Origin of the sequence: Amycolatopsis orientalis DSM 40040 = KCTC 9412 (assembly GCF_000478275.1) — a bacterium.
Lineage (GTDB): Bacteria > Actinomycetota > Actinomycetes > Mycobacteriales > Pseudonocardiaceae > Amycolatopsis > Amycolatopsis orientalis.
In genome coordinates, this window is sequence record NZ_ASJB01000017.1 from 173,520 (window position 1) to 191,943 (window position 18,424).

At 68.2% G+C, this 18,424-nt stretch carries 17 protein-coding genes; 12 read left to right on the top strand and 5 right to left on the bottom strand.

The window, feature by feature from the left end; genetic code table 11:
• Window position 1: 1 nt before the first annotated feature.
• The 5 genes from L324_RS05785 (at window position 2) to L324_RS05805 (ending at window position 5,501) form a co-directional block, all read left to right on the top strand.
• A complete protein-coding gene (locus L324_RS05785; protein WP_037304777.1) occupies window positions 2-1,327 on the top strand; it encodes an AAA family ATPase in 1,326 nt (441 codons plus the stop codon).
• Complete coding sequence (locus tag L324_RS05790) at window positions 1,327-1,983, top strand: DUF4276 family protein (RefSeq protein ID WP_037304778.1); 657 nt, start codon at window positions 1,327-1,329, stop codon at window positions 1,981-1,983. The genes L324_RS05785 and L324_RS05790 overlap by 1 nt, the downstream gene beginning before the upstream one ends.
• A gap of 28 nt (window positions 1,984-2,011) precedes the next feature.
• The gene (gene gatB, locus L324_RS05795) at window positions 2,012-3,517 is read left to right on the top strand and encodes an Asp-tRNA(Asn)/Glu-tRNA(Gln) amidotransferase subunit GatB (RefSeq protein WP_037304780.1); all 1,506 of its coding nucleotides are present in this window, start codon (window positions 2,012-2,014) and stop codon (window positions 3,515-3,517) included.
• Window positions 3,510-4,016: a hypothetical protein gene (locus tag L324_RS05800; protein ID WP_037304781.1), complete on the top strand. Its 507-nt coding sequence runs from the start codon at window positions 3,510-3,512 to the stop codon at window positions 4,014-4,016. The genes gatB and L324_RS05800 overlap by 8 nt, the downstream gene beginning before the upstream one ends.
• 84 nt (window positions 4,017-4,100) lie before the next feature.
• Window positions 4,101-5,501, top strand: coding sequence for a DUF6351 family protein (locus tag L324_RS05805; RefSeq protein WP_051173653.1), 1,401 nt, complete (start codon window positions 4,101-4,103; stop codon window positions 5,499-5,501).
• A gap of 45 nt (window positions 5,502-5,546) precedes the next feature.
• Here L324_RS05805 and L324_RS05810 read toward each other — a convergent pair whose 3' ends face one another.
• Window positions 5,547-6,773, bottom strand: coding sequence for a PQQ-dependent sugar dehydrogenase (locus tag L324_RS05810; RefSeq protein ID WP_037304782.1), 1,227 nt, complete (start codon window positions 6,771-6,773; stop codon window positions 5,547-5,549).
• A 120-nt stretch (window positions 6,774-6,893) separates the two neighbouring features.
• Between L324_RS05810 and L324_RS05815 the strand changes: the two genes are divergently transcribed.
• The 3 genes from L324_RS05815 to L324_RS05825 all read left to right on the top strand — a co-directional run bounded on the left by L324_RS05815 (window position 6,894) and on the right by L324_RS05825 (window position 9,299).
• Window positions 6,894-7,799, top strand: a complete 906-nt coding sequence (locus L324_RS05815) for a 2-hydroxyacid dehydrogenase (RefSeq protein WP_037304885.1) — start codon at window positions 6,894-6,896, stop codon at window positions 7,797-7,799.
• 16 nt (window positions 7,800-7,815) lie between these two features.
• Window positions 7,816-8,667 (top strand): DUF72 domain-containing protein, encoded by an 852-nt coding sequence (locus L324_RS05820; protein WP_499698302.1) that lies wholly within the window; start codon window positions 7,816-7,818, stop codon window positions 8,665-8,667.
• 89 nt (window positions 8,668-8,756) lie between these two features.
• Entirely contained in the window at window positions 8,757-9,299 is a 543-nt protein-coding gene (locus tag L324_RS05825; protein WP_037304888.1) for a DoxX family protein, read from the top strand.
• 134 nt (window positions 9,300-9,433) lie between these two features.
• On the opposite strand, the gene ilvD is transcribed toward L324_RS05825, so the two are convergent.
• The gene (ilvD, locus tag L324_RS05830) at window positions 9,434-11,278 is read right to left on the bottom strand and encodes a dihydroxy-acid dehydratase (protein WP_037304783.1); all 1,845 of its coding nucleotides are present in this window, start codon (window positions 11,276-11,278) and stop codon (window positions 9,434-9,436) included.
• Between the two features lie 72 nt (window positions 11,279-11,350).
• A complete protein-coding gene (locus tag L324_RS05835) occupies window positions 11,351-11,821 on the bottom strand; it encodes a PH domain-containing protein (RefSeq protein WP_037304784.1) in 471 nt (156 codons plus the stop codon).
• A gap of 321 nt (window positions 11,822-12,142) precedes the next feature.
• On the opposite strand from L324_RS05835, the gene L324_RS05840 reads away from it, so the two are divergent.
• From L324_RS05840 to L324_RS05855, 4 genes are all read left to right on the top strand, one after another.
• Entirely contained in the window at window positions 12,143-14,035 is a 1,893-nt protein-coding gene (locus L324_RS05840) for an acetolactate synthase large subunit (RefSeq protein WP_037304785.1), read from the top strand.
• Window positions 14,032-14,538: an acetolactate synthase small subunit gene (gene ilvN / locus L324_RS05845; protein WP_034315713.1), complete on the top strand. Its 507-nt coding sequence runs from the start codon at window positions 14,032-14,034 to the stop codon at window positions 14,536-14,538. The genes L324_RS05840 and ilvN overlap by 4 nt, the downstream gene beginning before the upstream one ends.
• Before the next feature lie 97 nt (window positions 14,539-14,635).
• Complete coding sequence (gene ilvC / locus L324_RS05850) at window positions 14,636-15,649, top strand: ketol-acid reductoisomerase (RefSeq protein WP_037304787.1); 1,014 nt, start codon at window positions 14,636-14,638, stop codon at window positions 15,647-15,649.
• A 75-nt stretch (window positions 15,650-15,724) separates the two neighbouring features.
• Entirely contained in the window at window positions 15,725-15,988 is a 264-nt protein-coding gene (locus tag L324_RS05855; protein WP_037304889.1) for a DUF397 domain-containing protein, read from the top strand.
• 13 nt (window positions 15,989-16,001) lie between these two features.
• On the opposite strand, the gene L324_RS05860 is transcribed toward L324_RS05855, so the two are convergent.
• Window positions 16,002-16,883, bottom strand: coding sequence for a nuclear transport factor 2 family protein (locus L324_RS05860; protein WP_037304788.1), 882 nt, complete (start codon window positions 16,881-16,883; stop codon window positions 16,002-16,004).
• Between the two features lie 506 nt (window positions 16,884-17,389).
• Window positions 17,390-18,331: an NADP-dependent oxidoreductase gene (locus L324_RS05865; RefSeq protein ID WP_037304790.1), complete on the bottom strand. Its 942-nt coding sequence runs from the start codon at window positions 18,329-18,331 to the stop codon at window positions 17,390-17,392.
• Window positions 18,332-18,424: the final 93 nt, after the last annotated feature.

An 18,424-nucleotide genomic window follows, 5' to 3' on the forward strand; every position in this document is an offset into this window, starting at 1 on the left:
CTTGCTGACACGCATCGAGATCGACGGCTTCAAGTCGTTCGATCACTTCGGGTTGGACTTGCCGCCGTTCCTCGTTGTGCTCGGCCAGAACGCCAGCGGTAAGTCCAACCTGTTCGATGCGATCCAGCTGCTGAGCCGCCTCGCGACAGCACCGCGAGTGAAGGAAGCCTTCAACGACCAGCGTGGAGATCTGCTGGAGCAGTTCCGACGGCGTGGCGACGGCACGTTTCTCGGAGCGATGACCTTGGCGGTCGAGCTGACGCTCGAGCCGTCCGTCGTCGATTCCTTCGGTGAACATGCGGACATCCGCCACACCCGGGTTCGTTATGAGCTGCAGATCGTGCTGATGCAAGATGATGAGTACGTCTCCCCGATGGTGGTTCACGAGGCGGCGTACCCGATCGGACGTGATCAGGACAGGACGCCCGATTCCGCCGGTGCGAACTATGACGACTTGACTTCACCGCTGCTGGAGACGGTCCTCGGTGACGCGGAACGTACCTTCGTCCTGCACCGGCAAGGGGAAAAAGCCAGGTTCATCCGTGCCGACTTGGCCTTGTCCACCGTCTTGTCCACCATTACCTCCGTGGTGGACTTTCCCTACTTGTTCGCCATCCGCAGGGAGTTCGAGTCCTGGCGCTTTCTGCAGCTCGACCCAGTCGCGCTGCGGATGCCGAGCAGGATCGGCCTGTCCGACGAGCAGCTCGCGCCAAGTGGGGCAAACCTCGCAGCGGTGCTTCGCCGAATTGAGCGAGCTACCCGTGACGACTTCGGCAGTGGGCTCGATGAGATCGCGGTCGATCTGGTTCAGGTGATCCAGGGATTCAGCGGGGTCGAGGTCAAGGAGAACAAGGCGGCCGGTCAGTGGGAGATCGAGCTGACCACTGGCGACGAAGGCAAGGTCAGCGCCCGGGTCGCCTCGGACGGGACGCTCCGAGTGCTGGCCCTGCTCGCCGCCTTGTACGACCCGGAGCACCATGGGTTGCTCTGCTTCGAGGAACCGGAAAACGGCATTTTTCCGCAGCGTTTGCGGAAACTCATGCATGTGCTCAAGGCGCTGACCGCCGAACCTGAGCCGGGTGAGCCGCTGACACAGGTGATCTTGACCAGTCATTCGCCCCTGATGCTGGCGGTCCTCGAACCGGCGGACATTGTGGTCATGGATTGGGTGTCGCGTGTCTCGCCAGGTGGACCCTCCAGCCGTGTTTCGCGGGTTCGTGTGCTCGCGGATCAGGCGGGTTCCGGGCTGGAGCCCGTGTCCCGGTTCGAGCAGTGGGAACTGCTGGCGATCACCAAAGACGAAGCCCGCCGGCTGCTGGAGGGCTGATGCGGCAGTTGCGCACCGTCGTCGCCGTTGAGGGAGCGACCGACGACACATTCTTCAGCCAGTTGCTCGCCCGCGCCCTCGAGGAGATCGGCCGGGAGCGGCCAGGCAAAGGTTTCGACGTCGACCGCCCCTTGGTCTTCGAACGCCAAGCCGATACCTGGCGGATGTTCGCTCAGCAGGTCCTGGATCAAACACCCCGGTTGAACCTGGTCTTCTTCCATTACGACGGATCGGCCAATCCGGATCGAGAAGCCGCGAAAAGCTGGGCTCCGATGATGGACGCATGGGGCAAGGCCGCGAGCGGCATGGACGCTGCTCCTTGCTTTGTGCCGCTGGTACCGGTTCGGGAGATGGAAAGCTGGGCGCTGGCCGACGTCACGCTGGTCAACGAGCTCGCCGGGGTCGACGTCACGACGACCGGCGTTTTCGAAGTGGACCTGCTGTCGAAGGTGGAGAAACTCACGAATCCCAAACGCACGCTGGCCGAGGCCCTGCGATCCGGCACGAGGCGAAAGCGCCGGAGCAGGTCTGTGCACGACTATCTCGACACGATCGCCAGGCGGATCGAACTCGACAGGCTTCGAGCGGTGCCGTCTTTTCAAGCTTGGCAAACCGACACCGAGACGGCGCTACGGCGGATCGGATTCATAGAATGACTTCCAGCGCGACAGTAGGAGGAAAGAAGTGACCGCCGTGGTTGAGTTGATGGACTACGCCGACGTCATCGAGCGGTTCGACCCGGTGCTGGGCCTCGAGGTGCACGTCGAGCTGAACACGAACACCAAGATGTTCTGCGGCTGTGCCAACGAGTTCGGCGGCGAGCCCAACACCAAGGTGTGCCCGACCTGCCTCGGCATGCCCGGTTCGCTGCCGGTCGTGAACGGCAAGGCCGTCGAGGGCGCCATCCGCATCGGCCTCGCGCTCAACTGCGAGATCGCCGAGTGGTGCCGGTTCGCCCGGAAGAACTACTTCTATCCGGACATGCCGAAGAACTTCCAGACCTCCCAGTACGACGAGCCGATCGCCTTCAACGGCTACCTCGACGTGACGCTGGACGACGGCGAGGTCGTGCGCGTGGAGATCGAGCGCGCGCACATGGAGGAGGACACCGGCAAGTCGCTGCACGTCGGCGGCGCCACCGGGCGGATCCACGGCGCCGAGCACTCGCTGCTCGACTACAACCGCGCCGGCGTGCCGCTGATCGAGATCGTCACCAAGACGATCGAGCACACCGGCGGCCGCGCCCCCGAGGTCGCCAGGGCGTACGTGAGCGCGCTGCGGGATCTGCTGAGCGCGCTGGACGTCTCCGACGTCCGCATGGACCAGGGTTCCCTGCGCTGCGACGCGAACGTGTCGCTGATGGCCAAGGACGCGACCGAGTTCGGCACGCGCACCGAGACCAAGAACGTCAACTCGCTGCGCAGCGTCGAGCGCGCCGTGCGGTACGAGATGACGCGCCAGGCGGCGATCCTCGCCGAGGGCGGCTCGATCAAGCAGGAGACGCGGCACTTCCAGGAGGCCGACGGCACCACGTCGCCCGGCCGCACCAAGGAGACCGCCGAGGACTACCGGTACTTCCCGGAGCCCGACCTGGTGCCGATCGCGCCGTCGCGCGAATGGGTCGAGGAACTGCGCAAGACCCTGCCGGAGATGCCGTCGGAGCGCCGCAAGCGCATCCAGCGTGAGTGGAACCTGACCGACGAGGCGCTGCGCGACCTGCTCAACGTCGGCGCGGTCGATCTGGTCGCCGCGACCGTCGAGGCGGGCGCGACGCCGGACGAGGCCCGCAGCTGGTGGGTGAACACGCTGGCGCAGGAGGCCAACTCCCGCGAGGTCGAACTGGCCGAGCTGGCGATCACCCCGGCGCAGCTGGCCGAGGTCATCGGGCTGGTGAAATCGGGCGAGCTGACCAACAAGCTGGCCAAGGAGGTCGTGCAGGGCGTCCTCGCCGGCGAGGGTTCGCCGTCCGAGGTCGTCGAGAAGCGCGGTCTGAAGGTCGTTTCCGATGACTCCGCGCTCATCGCGGCCGTCGACGAGGCGCTGGCCGCGCAGCCGGACGTCGCCGAGAAGATCCGCGGTGGCAAGGTGGCCGCGGCCGGGGCGATCGTCGGCGCGGTCATGAAGGCCACCAAGGGTCAGGCCGACGCGAAGCGTGTCCGCGAGCTGATCGTCGAGCGAGTCGGTGCCTGAGCTCGCACTCAAGAAGGTCACCTGGCGTGAGTGGCTCGGCCTCGCGGCCGGGCTGCTCGCGCTGGTGGCCCTGTTCCTGCCGTGGACGACGCTGACCGCGTCACGCCCGGAGATCGAGGACGCGCTGACGTCGTTGCCCGCCAACGATGTCACGCGAGACGCGTGGCACGCGGGATTTCTCGCCTGGGCGCCGCTCTTCCTGCTGTTCCTGTCCGGTCTCGCCGTCGTGCTGTTCGGCCGTGTCGACGCGGTCCGCCGGGCGGGTCTGCCGCATCTCTGGCTGATGGCGGCCATCGGCGCGCTCCTGCTGATGGTGCTCGGCTGGGTCACCCTCGACTGGCAGTTCGACGCCGACCAGCGGGGCATCCTCTCCGCGGCGGGTATCGAGATCGGGACCGGCCTCGGCCGCTACCTCGGCCTGCTCGCCGCCGTCGTTTCGGCCGTCGTCGCCTTCTTCGACGTCCGGCTCTTGCGCGCCGAAACCCGCACCCGCCGCTGACCAACCTTCCGCATTCAGTCCTCTGGATGCGGAAGGGTTCGTCGCACCTTGATATGTGACCTTTTGGTCACATATCATGAGCTCATGAACCGCACGCTGAAGACTCTCGTCACCGTCCTCGTCACGCTCCTTCTCGGCAGCGTGCTGACCGCGGCCCCGGCCGCCGCGAAGGAGCCGTGGCGAACACACGAAGGAACGATCGACGGCGCGAGATACCTGGTCAAAGTGCCGAAACGGTGGAACGGCACGCTGGTGCTGTACAGCCACGGGCTCTATGTGAAGGAATGGCCGCCGGAGCGGATCCAGCTGGCCACCCGGCCGGAGACCGAGGCTTGGCTGCTCGATCAGGGTTACGCGCTCGCCGCGTCGAACTACAAGGGCGTGTTCGGGTACGTGATCGAGGAGGCGCTGACCGACCAGGTCGCGTTGCTGGACTGGTTCCAGGCCAACGTGGGGAAGCCGCGGCGGACCATCACCAGCGGGATGTCCATGGGCGCGGTGATCTCGCTGAAGCTGGCCGAGGACAACCCCGGCCGTTTCGACGGCGTGCTGACGCAGTGCGGCGAATACGACGCGAACGGCACCTGGAACAGCGCGCTGGACATGCTCTTCGCCCTCAAGACCCTCCTGGCGCCGGACGCGGACATCGACCTGGTCAGGCCGCGCGATCCCGAAGCCGCCCAGGCCGCGCTGTCGGCGATCGTGGCGGAAGCACAGAAGACCGACTCGGGGCGCGCCCGGATCGCGCTGGCCGGGGCACTCGGCAACATCCCGGGCTGGGTCTTCGCGCATCAGCCGGAGCCGTCCGCGCCGTCGGACCGGCTCGCCCAGCAGGCGATGTGGGTCACCGCGGCCTACGTGAACGGATACGGCCCCGTGGCACGTGCCGAAATCGAGCGCCGGGCCGGCGGGAACCCGTCGTGGAACACCGGGATCGACTACCGCCGCATGCTCGACGGCTCCGCCCGGCGTGACCTGGTCCGGCACGCCTATCGGCAGGCCGGTGGCGTGGAGCTGGCGGCCGACCTCGACCGGCTCGCCGCGGCGCCGAGGATCTCCGCGGATCCGGCGGCGGAGGCCTATCTGCGGCGCCACGCCGTGGCCGCGGGCACCACGCCGTCACCCGTGCTGACCGTGCACACCACCGGTGACGGCGGCGCCGTTTCGGACCAGACCCGCTGGTACGCCGACCAGGTCCGCCGGAACGGTGATCCGGAGCGGCTGCGCCGGACCTACGTCGAGCGGGGCGGACACTGCTCGTTCAACGCCGCCGAGGAGATCGTCCTGCTGCGCACCCTGGTGTCCCGTGTGGACAGTGGGCGTTGGGCGTCCACCGGCCCGCGTCCGCTCAACGCCGCGGCGAACGGGCTCGGCCCCGAGTACCGGCTGGTCCCGGAGCTGTTCAGCGAGAACTTCGACGAGAAGCCGATGGCACCGGCGTTCGTGCGGTTCACCCCGCCGGAGTTCCCGCGGCCGACCACCTGACCACCCTTCCGCATTCAGTCCTCTGGATGCGCGGGGGAGGGCCACTCAGTCCTTGCCGCCGCCGTTGCCGCCGATGGTCGGCGAGATGAGGACCACGCGGTCGTCACTCGACACCGGTGCGCCGCCGTTCTTGTTGACGGTTCCGGCCACCGCGAGCTGCGGGCTGATCATGCTCATACCGGCCAGGCGGCCGAAGGTCTTCGGCGGCTTCCCGGTCTTGCCGTCCAGCGTGAGGCCGGGTTTGCCGGTCACCGCGCCGTCCGGGGTGACCGGCAGGTTCTGCAGGTTCCCCGCGATCGACGTCGTCACGTACAGATAGCCGACGGCGCCGACGAAGTCCGCGCAGCCCGCCACACCGGGCTTGTCGGTCCAGCTCCACGCCGGGGTGGTGAGCGGCTGGCCGGCAGTCAGGCGGTAGACGACGTCCTTGTCCGCCAGGCTGTCGGTCAGCCAAAGGCGGGAACCTGCCTGGTCGCGGCACAATCCGCCGGGGGAGTGCACACCGGTCGAGAAGACCGCCGAACCCGCCGTCGGGTTGCCCGGCGCCGGTTTGCCGGAGGTGTCGATGCGCAGGACCTTCCCGGCGAGCGACGCGGGATCGGCCGCCAGCCCGGGGTTGCCCGCGTCACCGGTGGCGACCAGGAGCGCGCCCTTGCCGTCGGTGCCGATCGCGCCGCGGTTGCCGGTGGCGCCCTTGGGAATGCCGGTCAGCACCGGTTTCGGCGCCTGTCCCTTCGCCAGCCGGACGACCCGGTTGTCGGTCGGGGTGGTGATGTAGGCGAAGACGAGCTGGTCCTCCGCGAAACCAGGGGACACCGCGAGCGAGGTGAGCCCGCCGTCGCCGGAGCCGTCCACGGGGATCGTCGCCCAGGCCGCCGGTTCCTTCTCCGCGGCCGCGAGCAGGATCCGGCCGCTCTTGCGCTCGCCGGCGAGGGCGCTGGGCGCGCTGCCGTCACCGGGAATCCCGGCGACGGCGGCGACGGTGTCCAGGCAGGTCGCGATGACCGACTTGTCGAAGTCCTTGCAGCCCTGCGGCGGCGGGACCGGTGTCGGGGGCTGGTTGGAGCCGCCGCTGCCGCGGCCTGGGCCGGAATCGCCCGCCTCGCCACCGGGGCCGACCTGCGGCGGGACCTCGGGGGACGGCGGGTTCACCGGGGTGAAGTTCTGCCCGGCTGCCGTATTGTCGAATTTGGCGCAGCCGGAAAGCAGAAGCGCGCCGCAGGCCAGCAGAGCCAGCGGCGAAGTCCATTTCCGCCGGTACCGGGTACGCACGGGCCCAGCCTAGGTGGGCACGCGTGAGCCACGGGTAAGAGCCAGTCGGCGGTGCTGCGACGCGATCGCGGACGCGGGTTCACCAACAGGTACTCGGAGGCACTGGATACCGTGGTGATCATGACCGTTACCGTCCTGGTGCCCGACGAAGAGGGTGTGGCCGCGCTTTCGGAGATCGAGGGCGTGCGTCCGGTGGTGTACCGCCGGGGAGAGCCCGCGCCCGCCGAAGCCGCCGAGGCCGAGGTCCTCGTGACCGGTGACCGGCCCAGCGAGGAACTCTGGCAGGCCCTGCCCAACGTCAAACTCGTGCAGTTGCTGGTGGCCGGTGCCGAGGACTGGATCGGCAAGATGCCGGACGGTGTCCTGCTGTCGACCTGCCGCGGTGCGCACGGCGGAAGTTCGGCCGAGTGGGTCGTCGCCGTCCTCCTGGCGATCTACCGCGGTCTCCACGATTTCTCCGACGGCCAGCGACAGCGCCGGTGGGAACGCCGGACCACCGACACCCTGCAGGGTAAGCGGGCGCTCATCGTCGGGGCAGGCGATCTCGGCAGGCATCTGCGCCGTCGGCTGGAGACGTTCGACGTGCGTTGCACGATGGTCGGCGCGACCGCCCGCGAGGGTGTGCACGGCGTCGCCGAACTTCCCGGCCTGCTGCCCGAGCACGACGTCACGGCCCTGATGGTGCCGCTCACCCAGCACACCCGCGGCCTGGTCGACGCGGAGTTCCTGGCCGCGATGCCGGACGGGGCGATCCTGGTCAACGTGTCCAGGGGGCCGGTCGTGGAGACCGACGCGCTCGTCGCGGAACTGGCTTCCGGCCGCCTTCGCGCCGCGCTCGACGTCACCGAGCCCGAGCCGCTGCCCGAGGACCATCCGCTCTGGGAGGTGCCGGGACTGCTGCTGACGCCGCATGTCGGCGGCGCGGTGAGCGGGGTGCGGCAGCGCGCCTACGCGGTGGTGGCCCGGGAACTGAGCCACTATCTGAGTGGAGAGCTACCGAAGAACCTGGTCCACGGCGAGTACTGAACAGGGGGTGACGGGCGTGGCGGATCTTCATGTCGGCTGCGCGATGTGGACGCACAAGGCGTGGGCCGGGCGGTTCCTGCCGCGATCGCTGCCCGCCGCGGAGCGGCTGCGGGCTTACGCCGGCTGGTGCAACGCGGTCGAGGGCAACACCACCTTCTACGCGACCCCGGCCCGGGACACCGTCGCGACGTGGGCGCGGCAGACCGGCCCCGGCTTCCGGTTCGTGGTCAAGCTGCCCAAGATCGTCACGCACGAGCGGCGGCTCGCCGGTGTCGAGACCGAGATGCGGGCGTTCCTGGACGCAGTCGAACCGCTCGGCGATCGGGCGGTCCTGTGGACCCAGTTGCCCGGCTCGTTCGGCCCGTCGGACGTGGACACGCTCGGCCGTTTCTTACGCCGTCTCCCCGCGGGCGTCCGGCGTGCCGTGGAGGTGCGCCATCCCGCCTTTTACAGCGACGCCCAGTCGACTTCGATGCTCGAGCGGACCCTTACCGCCGTGAGCACCGAGTGGGTGCCGTTCGACACCACGGTCTTCTTCCGGAGCCCGCCGGTCAGCGAGGCCGAACAGGACGCCTGGGCCAAGAAACCCCGGCTGCCGCGCCGGACGCGGGGGCTGACCGACCGGCCGATCGTCCGCTACCTGGGCCGGGACTCGGTCGAGGAGACCGTCGAAGGGTGGCGGCCGTGGACCGAGGTGGCCGCCGGATGGCTGCGCGAGGGCCGGTCGCCGACGATCTTCGTGCACACCCCCGACAACGACGACGCCCCGGCGCTCGCCCGCCGGTTCCACGACGACGTGCGGGCCCTGGTCCCCGGCCTCGACCCGCTGCCCGAGCCCGAACCGGTCGGACCGGCGACCCTGTTCTGAGTCGTCACGCCGGATCGCGCCGCGTCTCGGTCGCCTGACGGGCCTGTTTCCCCTACCCTTCGCGCGTGAGCGATGACTACCAGACCAGCATGATCTCGGACGTGGCCGACCCCGACGGGGGCCCGAACCCGGTGGAGACCAGGGGCGGGATCGATCTCGGTCTGCTCGTCCTGCGGGTCGTGCTCGGCGTGACCATGGGCGCGCACGGGCTCCAGCACCTCTTCGGCGCCTTCGGCGGGCCCGGGGTCGGCGGCTTCGCCAGGGTGCTCGGCAACTTCGGATACACCAGCCAGACCACGCTGCTTTCGTGGATCACCGGGATCAGCGAGGTGCTCGGCGGCGCGCTCGTCCTGGTGGGCCTGTTCACCCCGGTCGGTGCCGCCGCGCTGCTCGGGGTGTGCGCGAACATCGTGTACGTGAAGTTCGGCGGCGGGTTCTTCCAGAAGGAAGGGCAGGGCTTCGAGTTCGAACTCCTGCTGGCCGCGGCTTCGCTGACCGTCCTGCTCGCGGGCGCGGGGCGGATCTCGCTGGACGTCAACACCCCGTGGCGGAAGCGGCCGCTTTCGTTCGGGCTGATCGGGCTCCTGCTGACGGCCGCGGCTTCGGTCGTGGTGATCGTCCTCTGCCGCTGAGGGTTCCGAACGAGCCGCGTCCAGAGGACTAAATGCGCTCGTTCGGCCCACCGCGCGTGCTATGAAAGGTCCTTTCCTTGCAAAATTTGCAAGGAAAGGACCTTTCATAGCAGCCGGATGTACCGAGTACCGGCTTACTTGTTCGGGTCGCGCACGGCGCCGGTGTCGGCGGAAGTCGCCATCCGCGCGTAGGCCCGCAGCGCGGCGGTGATCGGCCGGTTCCGGGAGACCGGCTGCCAAGGCCGCTCGCTCGCCTCCATCTTCGCGCGCCGCTCGGCGAGGACGTCCGCGTCGACGAGCAGTTCGAGACGGCGCTCGTGGACGTCGAGCAGGATCCGGTCGCCGTTCTGGACCAGGCCGATCGCCCCGCCCGCGGCGGCCTCGGGGGAGATGTGCCCGACCGAGATGCCCGACGAACCGCCGGAGAACCGGCCGTCGGTGATCAGCGCGCATTTCTTGCCGAGGCCCGAGCCCTTGAGGAACGCGGTCGGGTGCAGCATCTCCTGCATCCCGGGGCCGCCCGCCGGGCCTTCGTAGCGGATCACCAGCACCTCACCGGGCTGGATCTCCTTCTTGAGGATGGCCGAAACCGCCTCTTCCTGGCTTTCCAGCACCCGCGCCGGGCCCTCGAAGTGCCAGAGTTCCTCGTCGATGCCCGCGGATTTGATGACCGCGCCGTTCTCGGCGAGGTTCCCGCGCAGGATCGCGAGCCCGCCGTCCTTGGTGTAGGCGTGCTCGACGTCGTGGATGCAGCCGCCCGCGGCGTCGGTGTCCAAAGAGGACCATCGGTTCTCGGTGGAGAACGCCTCCGTGGTCCGGACCCCGCCGGGGGCCGCGTGGAACAGCTCGATCGCCCGTGCCGACGGTTCCTTCGCGCGGATGTCCCAAGTGGACAGCCAGGACTCGAGGTCCGGCGAGTGCACGGAGTGGACGTCGGTGTTCAGCAGCCCGCCGCGGTACAGCTCGCCCAGGATGGCCGGGATGCCGCCGGCGCGGTGGACGTCCTCCATGTGGTAGTCCGAGTTCGGCGCGACCTTCGACAGGCACGGCACCCGGCGGCCGATGGCGTCGATGTCGTCGATGGTGAAGTCGACCTCGCCCTCCTGCGCGGCGGCGAGGATGTGCAGCACCGTGTTGGTCGAACCGCCCATCGCCATGTCGAGGGCCATCGCGTTCTCGAACGCCTTCTTCGACGCGATCGAGCGCGGGAGCGCGGATTCGTCGTCCTGTTCGTACCAGCGCTTGCAGAGTTCGACGACCGTGCGTCCCGCGTCCTCGAACAGCGCCCGGCGGGCGGCGTGCGTGGCGAGGGTGGAACCGTTGCCCGGCAGGGAGAGGCCGAGCGCCTCGGTCAGGCAGTTCATCGAGTTCGCGGTGAACATCCCCGAACACGAACCGCAGGTCGGGCAGGCCGAACGCTCCACAATGGACAGACCGTCCTCGTCGACCTCGCTGCTGGCCGACGCGGCGATCGCGGTGATCAGGTCGGTGGGCGCCTGCGCCACCCCGCCGACGACCACGGCCTTGCCCGCCTCCATCGGCCCGCCGGAGACGAACACCACCGGGATGTTCAGCCGCATGGCCGCGTTCAGCATGCCGGGGGTGATCTTGTCGCAGTTGGAGATGCAGACCAGCGCGTCGGCCTGGTGCGCGTTCACCATGTACTCGACGGAGTCCGCGATGATCTCGCGCGAGGGCAGCGAGTAGAGCATTCCGCTGTGCCCCATGGCGATCCCGTCGTCGACGGCGATCGTGTGGAACTCGCGGGCGACACCGCCCGCCTCCTTCACCGCGCCCGCCACGATCTCGCCGAGATCCTTGAGGTGCACGTGCCCCGGCACGAACTGGGTGTACGAGTTCGCGATGGCGACGATCGGCTTGCCGAAGTCGCTGTCGGTCATCCCGGTGGCGCGCCAGAGCGAGCGCGCGCCCGCCGCGTTGCGGCCGTGGGTGGTGGTCCGGGAACGGAGTTGAGGCACGGCTGACTCCAAGGTTGTGAGAGGGGACCAGGCGCTGCCGGGCGAACCGGCGCCAAACTGGTCCTACCAATCCTACTCCCCGGAACCCTCGCTCTTTTCCGGAGCCTTCTCCCCGGCCTCGGCGACGTCGTCCGTCAGCCCGGAAGGATCGGCCATCCGGCCCGCGCTGACCAGCGAGATCACCGGAAGATGGCGAGTGCGCACGGCGGGGAGGGCGACCTTGGTCTCGTCCTTCAGCACCGCCTGCACCTTCGCCTTGTCGGTGATGGCGAGGCCCTTGAGGGACGTCCAGGGCAAGTCCCGCCGCCCGAACATCGTGCGGACTTCCAGTCCCTTCGCCGTCGCTGTCGTGCGGGTCCGGATCACGAACACCGCCAGCGCGATCGGGAAGAGGTAGAGCCATTGGAGGTACGGCACGTCGCCGAACGCGACAGGCGTCACACAGACCACGAGGAAAGCGATCGCCAGCAACGCCGTGTTCGGGATCTTGAAGACGGCCTTGCGGTCCTCGTTCGCCTGTTCCCGCTGCTTTTCTTCTGCCACGTCAAAGATGGTGCACCGCCGCCTCGGAGGCCCCGAACGCGGGTCGCGCGACGCACCGATGGTGTCCAGTATGCGGAATCGCCGTCCCGCAGAGTTGACACTCTTGACGGCGACCGACTAGCTTCATTCTCGTGACAACGCAGACCGGCCTCGTACTTCCCAAGCGCGTCGACGCTTAGGGAAGTCTCCGCTGCGTCGACGCGCGACCCTCGTGCGACCACTCCGGTCGGCGGGGGTTTTTTGTTGCCTGGAACAATTTCAATCGCCGAACCAGCCAATGAATACCCGAACGAGTGACTAGACAAGACGAGGCAAACAGCGATGACCAGTGCCACCTCGCGAGCTGAAGCGAACTCCGGTACGCCCGGAGCCCGACCCAAGCCGGCGCCGCCTGCCGGGACCCCCGTGCGGGTCACCGGTGCGCAGTCGCTCGTCCGTTCGCTCGAGGCGGTGGGCGCCGAAGTCGTGTTCGGTATTCCCGGCGGCACCATTCTCCCGGCGTACGACCCGTTGCTCGACTCGACGAAGGTCCGCCACGTCCTGGTCCGCCACGAACAGGGCGCCGGCCACGCCGCCACCGGCTACGCGCAGGCCACCGGCAAGGTCGGGGTGTGCATGGCCACGTCGGGCCCCGGCGCCACCAACCTGGTCACCCCGCTGGCCGACGCGAACATGGACTCGGTCCCGGTGGTCGCCATCACCGGTCAGCAGTCCCGCGCGCTGATCGGCACGGACGCCTTCCAGGAAGCCGACATCTGCGGCATCACCATGCCGATCACCAAGCACAACTTCCTGGTCACCGACCCCATCGACATCCCGCGCACCATCGCGGAGGCCTTCCACCTCGCCTCGACCGGCCGCCCCGGCCCGGTCCTGGTGGACATCCCCAAGGATGTCCTCCAGGAGATGACCTCCTTCTCGTGGCCGACGGAGATGCGGCTGCCGGGCTACCGGCCCACGCTGCGCCCGCACGGCAAGCAGGTCCGCGAGGCCGCCCGCCTGATCAGCAAGTCGCGGCGCCCCGTCCTCTACGTCGGCGGTGGCGTGATCAAGGCCGACGCCTCGCGTCAGCTGATGGAACTGGCCGAGCTGACCGGGATCCCGGTCGTCACCACGCTGATGGCGCGCGGCGCGTTCCCCGACTCGCATCCGCAGCACCTCGGCATGCCGGGGATGCACGGTTCGGTCGCCGCCGTCGCCGCGATGCAGCGGGCGGATCTGCTGATCGCCCTCGGCGCCCGCTTCGACGACCGCGTCACCGGGCAGCTGTCCTCCTTCGCGCCGGACGCCGCCATCGTCCACGCCGACATCGACCCGGCGGAGATCTCCAAGAACCGCAAGGCGGACGTGCCGATCGTCGGCGACTGCGCGGAGATCATCACCGAGCTGATCGAGGCCGTCCGCGCCGAGACCGACAAGTCCGCGAAGCCGGATCTGAAGGATTGGTGGACCCAGGTCGGTTCCTGGCGTGACGACTACCCGGCCGGTTACGAATGGCCCGAGGACGGAACCCTTTCGCCGCAGTACGTCATCGAGCGCATCGGTTCGCTCGTCGGCCCGGACGCGGTCTACACCGCGGGCGTCGGCCAGCACCAGATGTGGGCCGCGCAGTTCGTGAAGTACGAGAACCCGCGCACCTGGATCAACTCCGGCGGGCTCGGCACGATGGGCTTCGCCGTCCCGGCCGCGATGGGCGCCAAATTCGGTGTCCCGGACAAGCAGGTCTGGGCGATCGACGGCGACGGCTGCTTCCAGATGACGAACCAGGAACTGGCCACCTGCGCCATCGAGGGCGCGCCGATCAAGGTCGCCGTCATCAACAACGGCAACCTGGGCATGGTCCGCCAGTGGCAGAACCTCTTCTACTCGGAGCGGTACTCCAACACCGATCTCGGTACCCACAAGCACCGCATCCCCGACTTCACCCTGCTCGCGGAGGCGCTCGGCTGCGCCGGGCTCCGCTGCGAGACCAAGGAGGACGTCGACGCCACCATCCGGCGCGCCATGGAGATCAACGACCGCCCCGTCGTGATCGATTTCGTGGTGGGGAAGGATGCCCAGGTGTGGCCCATGGTGGCCGCGGGCACCGGTAACGACGAAATCATGGCCGTGCGCGGAATCCGCCCGCTCTTCGACGACGACGAGGTCGCCGCCGCTGGTGAAATCGACGCAGCGGAGCTGAACGCGGCCACAGCTGAAGGAGACGCCCGATGAGCGTGCACACCCTGAGCGTTCTGGTCGAGAACAAACCCGGTGTCCTCGCACGGGTTTCCGGACTGTTCTCCCGGCGTGGTTTCAACATCGAATCCCTCGCCGTCGGGCCCACGGAGAATCCCGAGGTGTCCCGGATGACGATCGTGGTCGCCGTTGAGGAGCTACCGCTCGAACAGGTGACCAAACAGCTCAACAAGTTGGTCAACGTCATCAAGATCGTGGAATTGGAAAAGTCCACAGCCGTGCAGCGTGAACTGCTGCTCGTCAAGGTCCGCGCCGACAACACCGTGCGCAGCCAGGTCCTCGAGACGGTTCAGCTCTTCCGCGCGAAAGTGGTGGATGTGTCCCCGGAGGCGCTCACCGTCGAAGCCACCGGCACTTCGGACAAGATCGGTGCCCTGCTGCGGATGCTGGAGCCCTATGGCATCCGCGAACTGGTCCAGTCCGGAATGGTCGCGGTCGGCCGGGGCGCCCGGTCCATCACCGCCACCTCCGCCCGTTAATCCATCCATGCCCCCGCCACCACCCTCAACGGAGAAGCTTCGCTTCGCTGAGCCCAATCTTTAAGTCAGTAAGTCAGGAAAGGAAGTAGTACCCCTCATGGCAGTGGAAATCTTTTACGACGACGACGCGGACCTTTCGATCATCCAGGGTCGCAAGGTCGCCGTGATCGGCTACGGCAGCCAGGGTCACGCGCACTCGCTGAGCCTGCGCGACTCCGGCGTCGACGTCCGCATCGGCCTGCCCGAGGGCTCGAAGTCGCGGGCCAAGGCCGAGGAGCAGGGTCTCCGCGTGCTCACCCCGGCCGAGGCCAGCGCCGAAGCCGACCTGATCATGATCCTCGCGCCGGACACCAAGCAGCGCGCCATCTACGAGAAGGACATCGAGCCGCACCTCAAGGACGGCGACGCGCTGTTCTTCGGCCACGGCTTCAACATCCGCTACGACCTGATCAAGCCGCCCGCGAACGTCGACGTCGCCATGGTCGCCCCGAAGGGCCCGGGCCACCTGGTCCGCCGTCAGTTCGTCGACGGCAAGGGCGTCCCGGCGCTCATCGCGGTCGAGCAGGACGCCTCCGGCAACGCCCAGGCGCTCGCGCTGTCCTACGCCGCCGCCATCGGTGGCGCCCGCGCGGGGGTCATCAAGACGACCTTCACCGAAGAGACCGAGACCGACCTCTTCGGCGAGCAGGCCGTTCTCTGCGGTGGCGCCTCCGCGCTGGTGCAGACCGGTTTCGAGGTGCTCACCGAGGCGGGCTACGCCCCGGAGATCGCCTACTTCGAGGTGCTGCACGAGCTGAAGCTGATCGTCGACCTCATGTACGAGGGCGGCATCGCGCGTCAGCGCTACTCGATCTCCGACACCGCCGAGTACGGCGACCTGACCCGCGGCCCGCGCGTCATCTCGCCGGCGGTCAAGGAGGAGATGAAGAAGATCCTCGGTGAGATCCAGGACGGCACGTTCGCCCGCGAATGGGTCGCCGAGGACGAGGCCGGACGGCCGAACTTCACCAAGCTCGAGGAGCAGGGCAACCAGCACCCGATCGAGGAGACCGGCAAGAAGCTGCGCGACCTGATGTCGTGGGTGGACCGGCCGATCACCGAAACCGCCTAGTCGTCACCGCGAAGGGGCCCTTCATCGTGAAGGGCCCCTTCGTTTTGCGCAGCGGAAAGCGATACTGTGGGCACCATGAGTGAGCAGCCGGTGGACGACAAGGCCCATATCCGGCACGAACTGGATATGAGCGACGCGAAGTGGATCCGGGCGGAACCGGAAGGCGCGGACCTCGACGACTGCGTCGAGTACGCCTTCGTGCCGCACACCGACGGCGTCACCTACACCGCGATGCGCCAGTCCTCGAATCCGGACGGCACCGTCCTGGTGTTCACGCCCGCCGAATGGGACGCCTTCGTGAAAGGCGTCCGGGACGGCGAATTCAACCTCCCCGGCTGAAGCGCGCCACGGCTCAAACGAGGGCGAACAGTTCCTTCAGGCGTCCGCCGGCGGCCGCGACGGCGATATGGTCGGCGTAGTCACGGGATTCGACGATCAGCCCGTCGCGTACGCGCAGTACGAAGATGCTGGAAACGCGGAATTCCGGGCTGCCGCCCGCTGTGCCCTGATAGTCGAACTCGCCGATCACCACTTCGGGGTCGAGGGTTTCGTGGATCACCAGATCACGGACCTGGAAGCGGACGTCGTGCTTCGCGCCGAACGTGAAATGCTCGCGCAGGTCTTCCCGCGTCTCCAGTGTCTTCGCCCCGGGCAGGAACGGGTGCGTGACATGGGTCTTCTCGGCGTACAGATCCGGTAGCCCGGCCCAATCGCCGTCCGCGACACCGTAGACGAGCCGCTCGAAGACGCCGCGCGGGCTCTTCGGATCCGCCGTCGAGGCAGGCCGCGGCGGGACCGGTGTCAGCTCCCGTTCCGCGGTTTCGAAGCTCTTCTCCAGTTCCTCCAGGCCATCGCGCGCCGCGGTGAGGCGCAGGTAGTCGTGATAGTCCCGCGAGTGGGCGATGAGTCCGTCGCGCACGCGGAGGACCTGGACATTGGCGATGTCGAGGGACTTCCCGGTGTCGAGCACCTCGCCGACGTTGCGGTACTCGGCGATGATCACCTCCGGGTCGGTTGTCCCGTGAATCAGGACATCGGCCCGCTCCATGCGGACGTTGAATCCTCCTGAGAAGATCTTCCGCAGCGTCTCGCGACCTTCGAACCGGGACGGCACGGGCGGGCGCTGGGGATTCTCGACGACGGCGTCTTCCGCGTAGAGCTCGAACAGTTCGTCCCACCGTCGGGCGGTGACGAGTTCGGAAAGCTCGTCGAAGACGTCGCGGGGTGTGGTCATGGATCCTCCCAGTCAGACAAAACGGAGTCTGTAGTCCGCCTTGACGATACGGACTACGGACTCCACTTGTCTACCTGGGTTCCGCTGGCTGGAGGACGGGTTCTGGGGCATGTCCCCAATCCTGTGTTGATCAAGCTGCGCAACCAGGTGACCCCCCCGCGACGATGAAGGAATTGGGACACTCAACGTCCCAATTCCTTCATCGTCGGCCTGCGCCATGACGAAGAGGTGCCTGACCCGCACGATGCCGACTTTGCCGGTGCCCTGGCGCTGGACGTAGTGAAGGGGTCCTTCATGTACCTGGGGAGCGCTTGATCGTGATGCGGGATGTCCCGCGTGATGTCCGCCCCAGGACGGTGAGTCACAACGGGGACCAAATGGCGAAGGCAGGGGTGGCTGGGGCCGACGCGACCTACGTCCGGAAGCCATCAGAGGACTAAACGCGGAGACCGGCCAACCTGAATCGCCACGCATGACCCGCCGCCGCACGAAGCCTTACCGCCGGGTCACTCCGCGACGGCGAGTACGACCTTGCCTGTGGTCCGGCCCGCGGCCACGAGTTCTTGCGCCTTCGCCGCCTCTTCCAGCGAGAACACGGTGTCGATCGTCGGCTTGAGCCGTCCGCTTTCGACGAGGTCCGTCAGTGCCAGCAGGCCGGTGCGGTCCGGCTCGGCGAGGGTGAACGCGGTGGTGACGCCCGCGGCCGCGGCCAGTTCGGGCAGCCGCTCGTCGTTGGTGCGGGTCAGCTGGATCAGCCTCCCGCCGCGGCGAAGCGTCTTGAGCGACCGCGGCCCGTACTCCAGGCCGATCGTGTCGAGGACGACGTCGACGTCACGGACCTCCTCGGCGAAATCCGCGGTGCGGTAGTCGATGAGTTCGTCCGCGCCGAGGCCGTGCAGGAAATCGTGCTTGGCCGCGCTGGCCGTGCCGATCACGTACGCCCCGCGTGCCTTGGCGATCTGGACCGCGAGGTGGCCGACCCCGCCCGCCGCCGCGTGGATCAGGATCCGTTGTCCCGGCTGGATGTCCGCCGTGTCGACGAGGCTCTGCCAGACGGTGAGCCCCGCGAGCGGGACCGCGGCCGCGTGCACGTGGTCCAAAGTGGACGGTTTGCGCGCGAAATGGCGGCTCGGCGCGGCGACGTACTCGGCGTAGGCCCCGGCCTGGAACGGGAACGACGGCATGCCGAAGACCTCGTCGCCGGGGGAGAACAGGGACGCGCCCGCGCCGACCTCCTCGACCACGCCGGAAACGTCCCAGCCGAGGATGAACGGCGGGTCGCCCATCGGGCCGATCCCGCCGGTCTCGCGGGTCTTCCAGTCGACCGGGTTGACGCCGGCGGCGTGCACCCGGACCAGGATCTGGGTCGGGCCGGGGACGGGTTTCTCGACGTCGACGAGTTCGAGGACTTCGGGGCCGCCGAGGCGGTTCTGGCTGATCGCTCGCATGGGTCCATTGTTCGGCGAGCGTCGTACTTCCGGCGAGGCTCGGGAGAGCCAAGCGTCGTCAGGATCGGGACAGCTGCAACGCCTCGTGAGTGG

What these genes read in the sequence shown, in the direction of transcription:
- L324_RS05865 (WP_037304790.1), bottom strand. Translation starts at nt 18,331, where the DNA reads ATGCGAGCGATCAGCCAGAACCGCCTCGGCGGCCCCGAAGTCCTCGAA.
- L324_RS05860 (WP_037304788.1), bottom strand. Translation starts at nt 16,883, where the DNA reads ATGACCACACCCCGCGACGTCTTCGACGAGCTTTCCGAACTCGTCACC.
- L324_RS05815 (WP_037304885.1), top strand. Translation starts at nt 6,894, where the DNA reads ATGACCGTTACCGTCCTGGTGCCCGACGAAGAGGGTGTGGCCGCGCTT.
- L324_RS05790 (WP_037304778.1), top strand. Translation starts at nt 1,327, where the DNA reads ATGCGGCAGTTGCGCACCGTCGTCGCCGTTGAGGGAGCGACCGACGAC.
- ilvN (WP_034315713.1), top strand. Translation starts at nt 14,032, where the DNA reads ATGAGCGTGCACACCCTGAGCGTTCTGGTCGAGAACAAACCCGGTGTC.
- L324_RS05840 (WP_037304785.1), top strand. Translation starts at nt 12,143, where the DNA reads ATGACCAGTGCCACCTCGCGAGCTGAAGCGAACTCCGGTACGCCCGGA.
- ilvC (WP_037304787.1), top strand. Translation starts at nt 14,636, where the DNA reads ATGGCAGTGGAAATCTTTTACGACGACGACGCGGACCTTTCGATCATC.
- L324_RS05825 (WP_037304888.1), top strand. Translation starts at nt 8,757, where the DNA reads ATGATCTCGGACGTGGCCGACCCCGACGGGGGCCCGAACCCGGTGGAG.
- L324_RS05855 (WP_037304889.1), top strand. Translation starts at nt 15,725, where the DNA reads ATGAGTGAGCAGCCGGTGGACGACAAGGCCCATATCCGGCACGAACTG.
- L324_RS05805 (WP_051173653.1), top strand. Translation starts at nt 4,101, where the DNA reads ATGAACCGCACGCTGAAGACTCTCGTCACCGTCCTCGTCACGCTCCTT.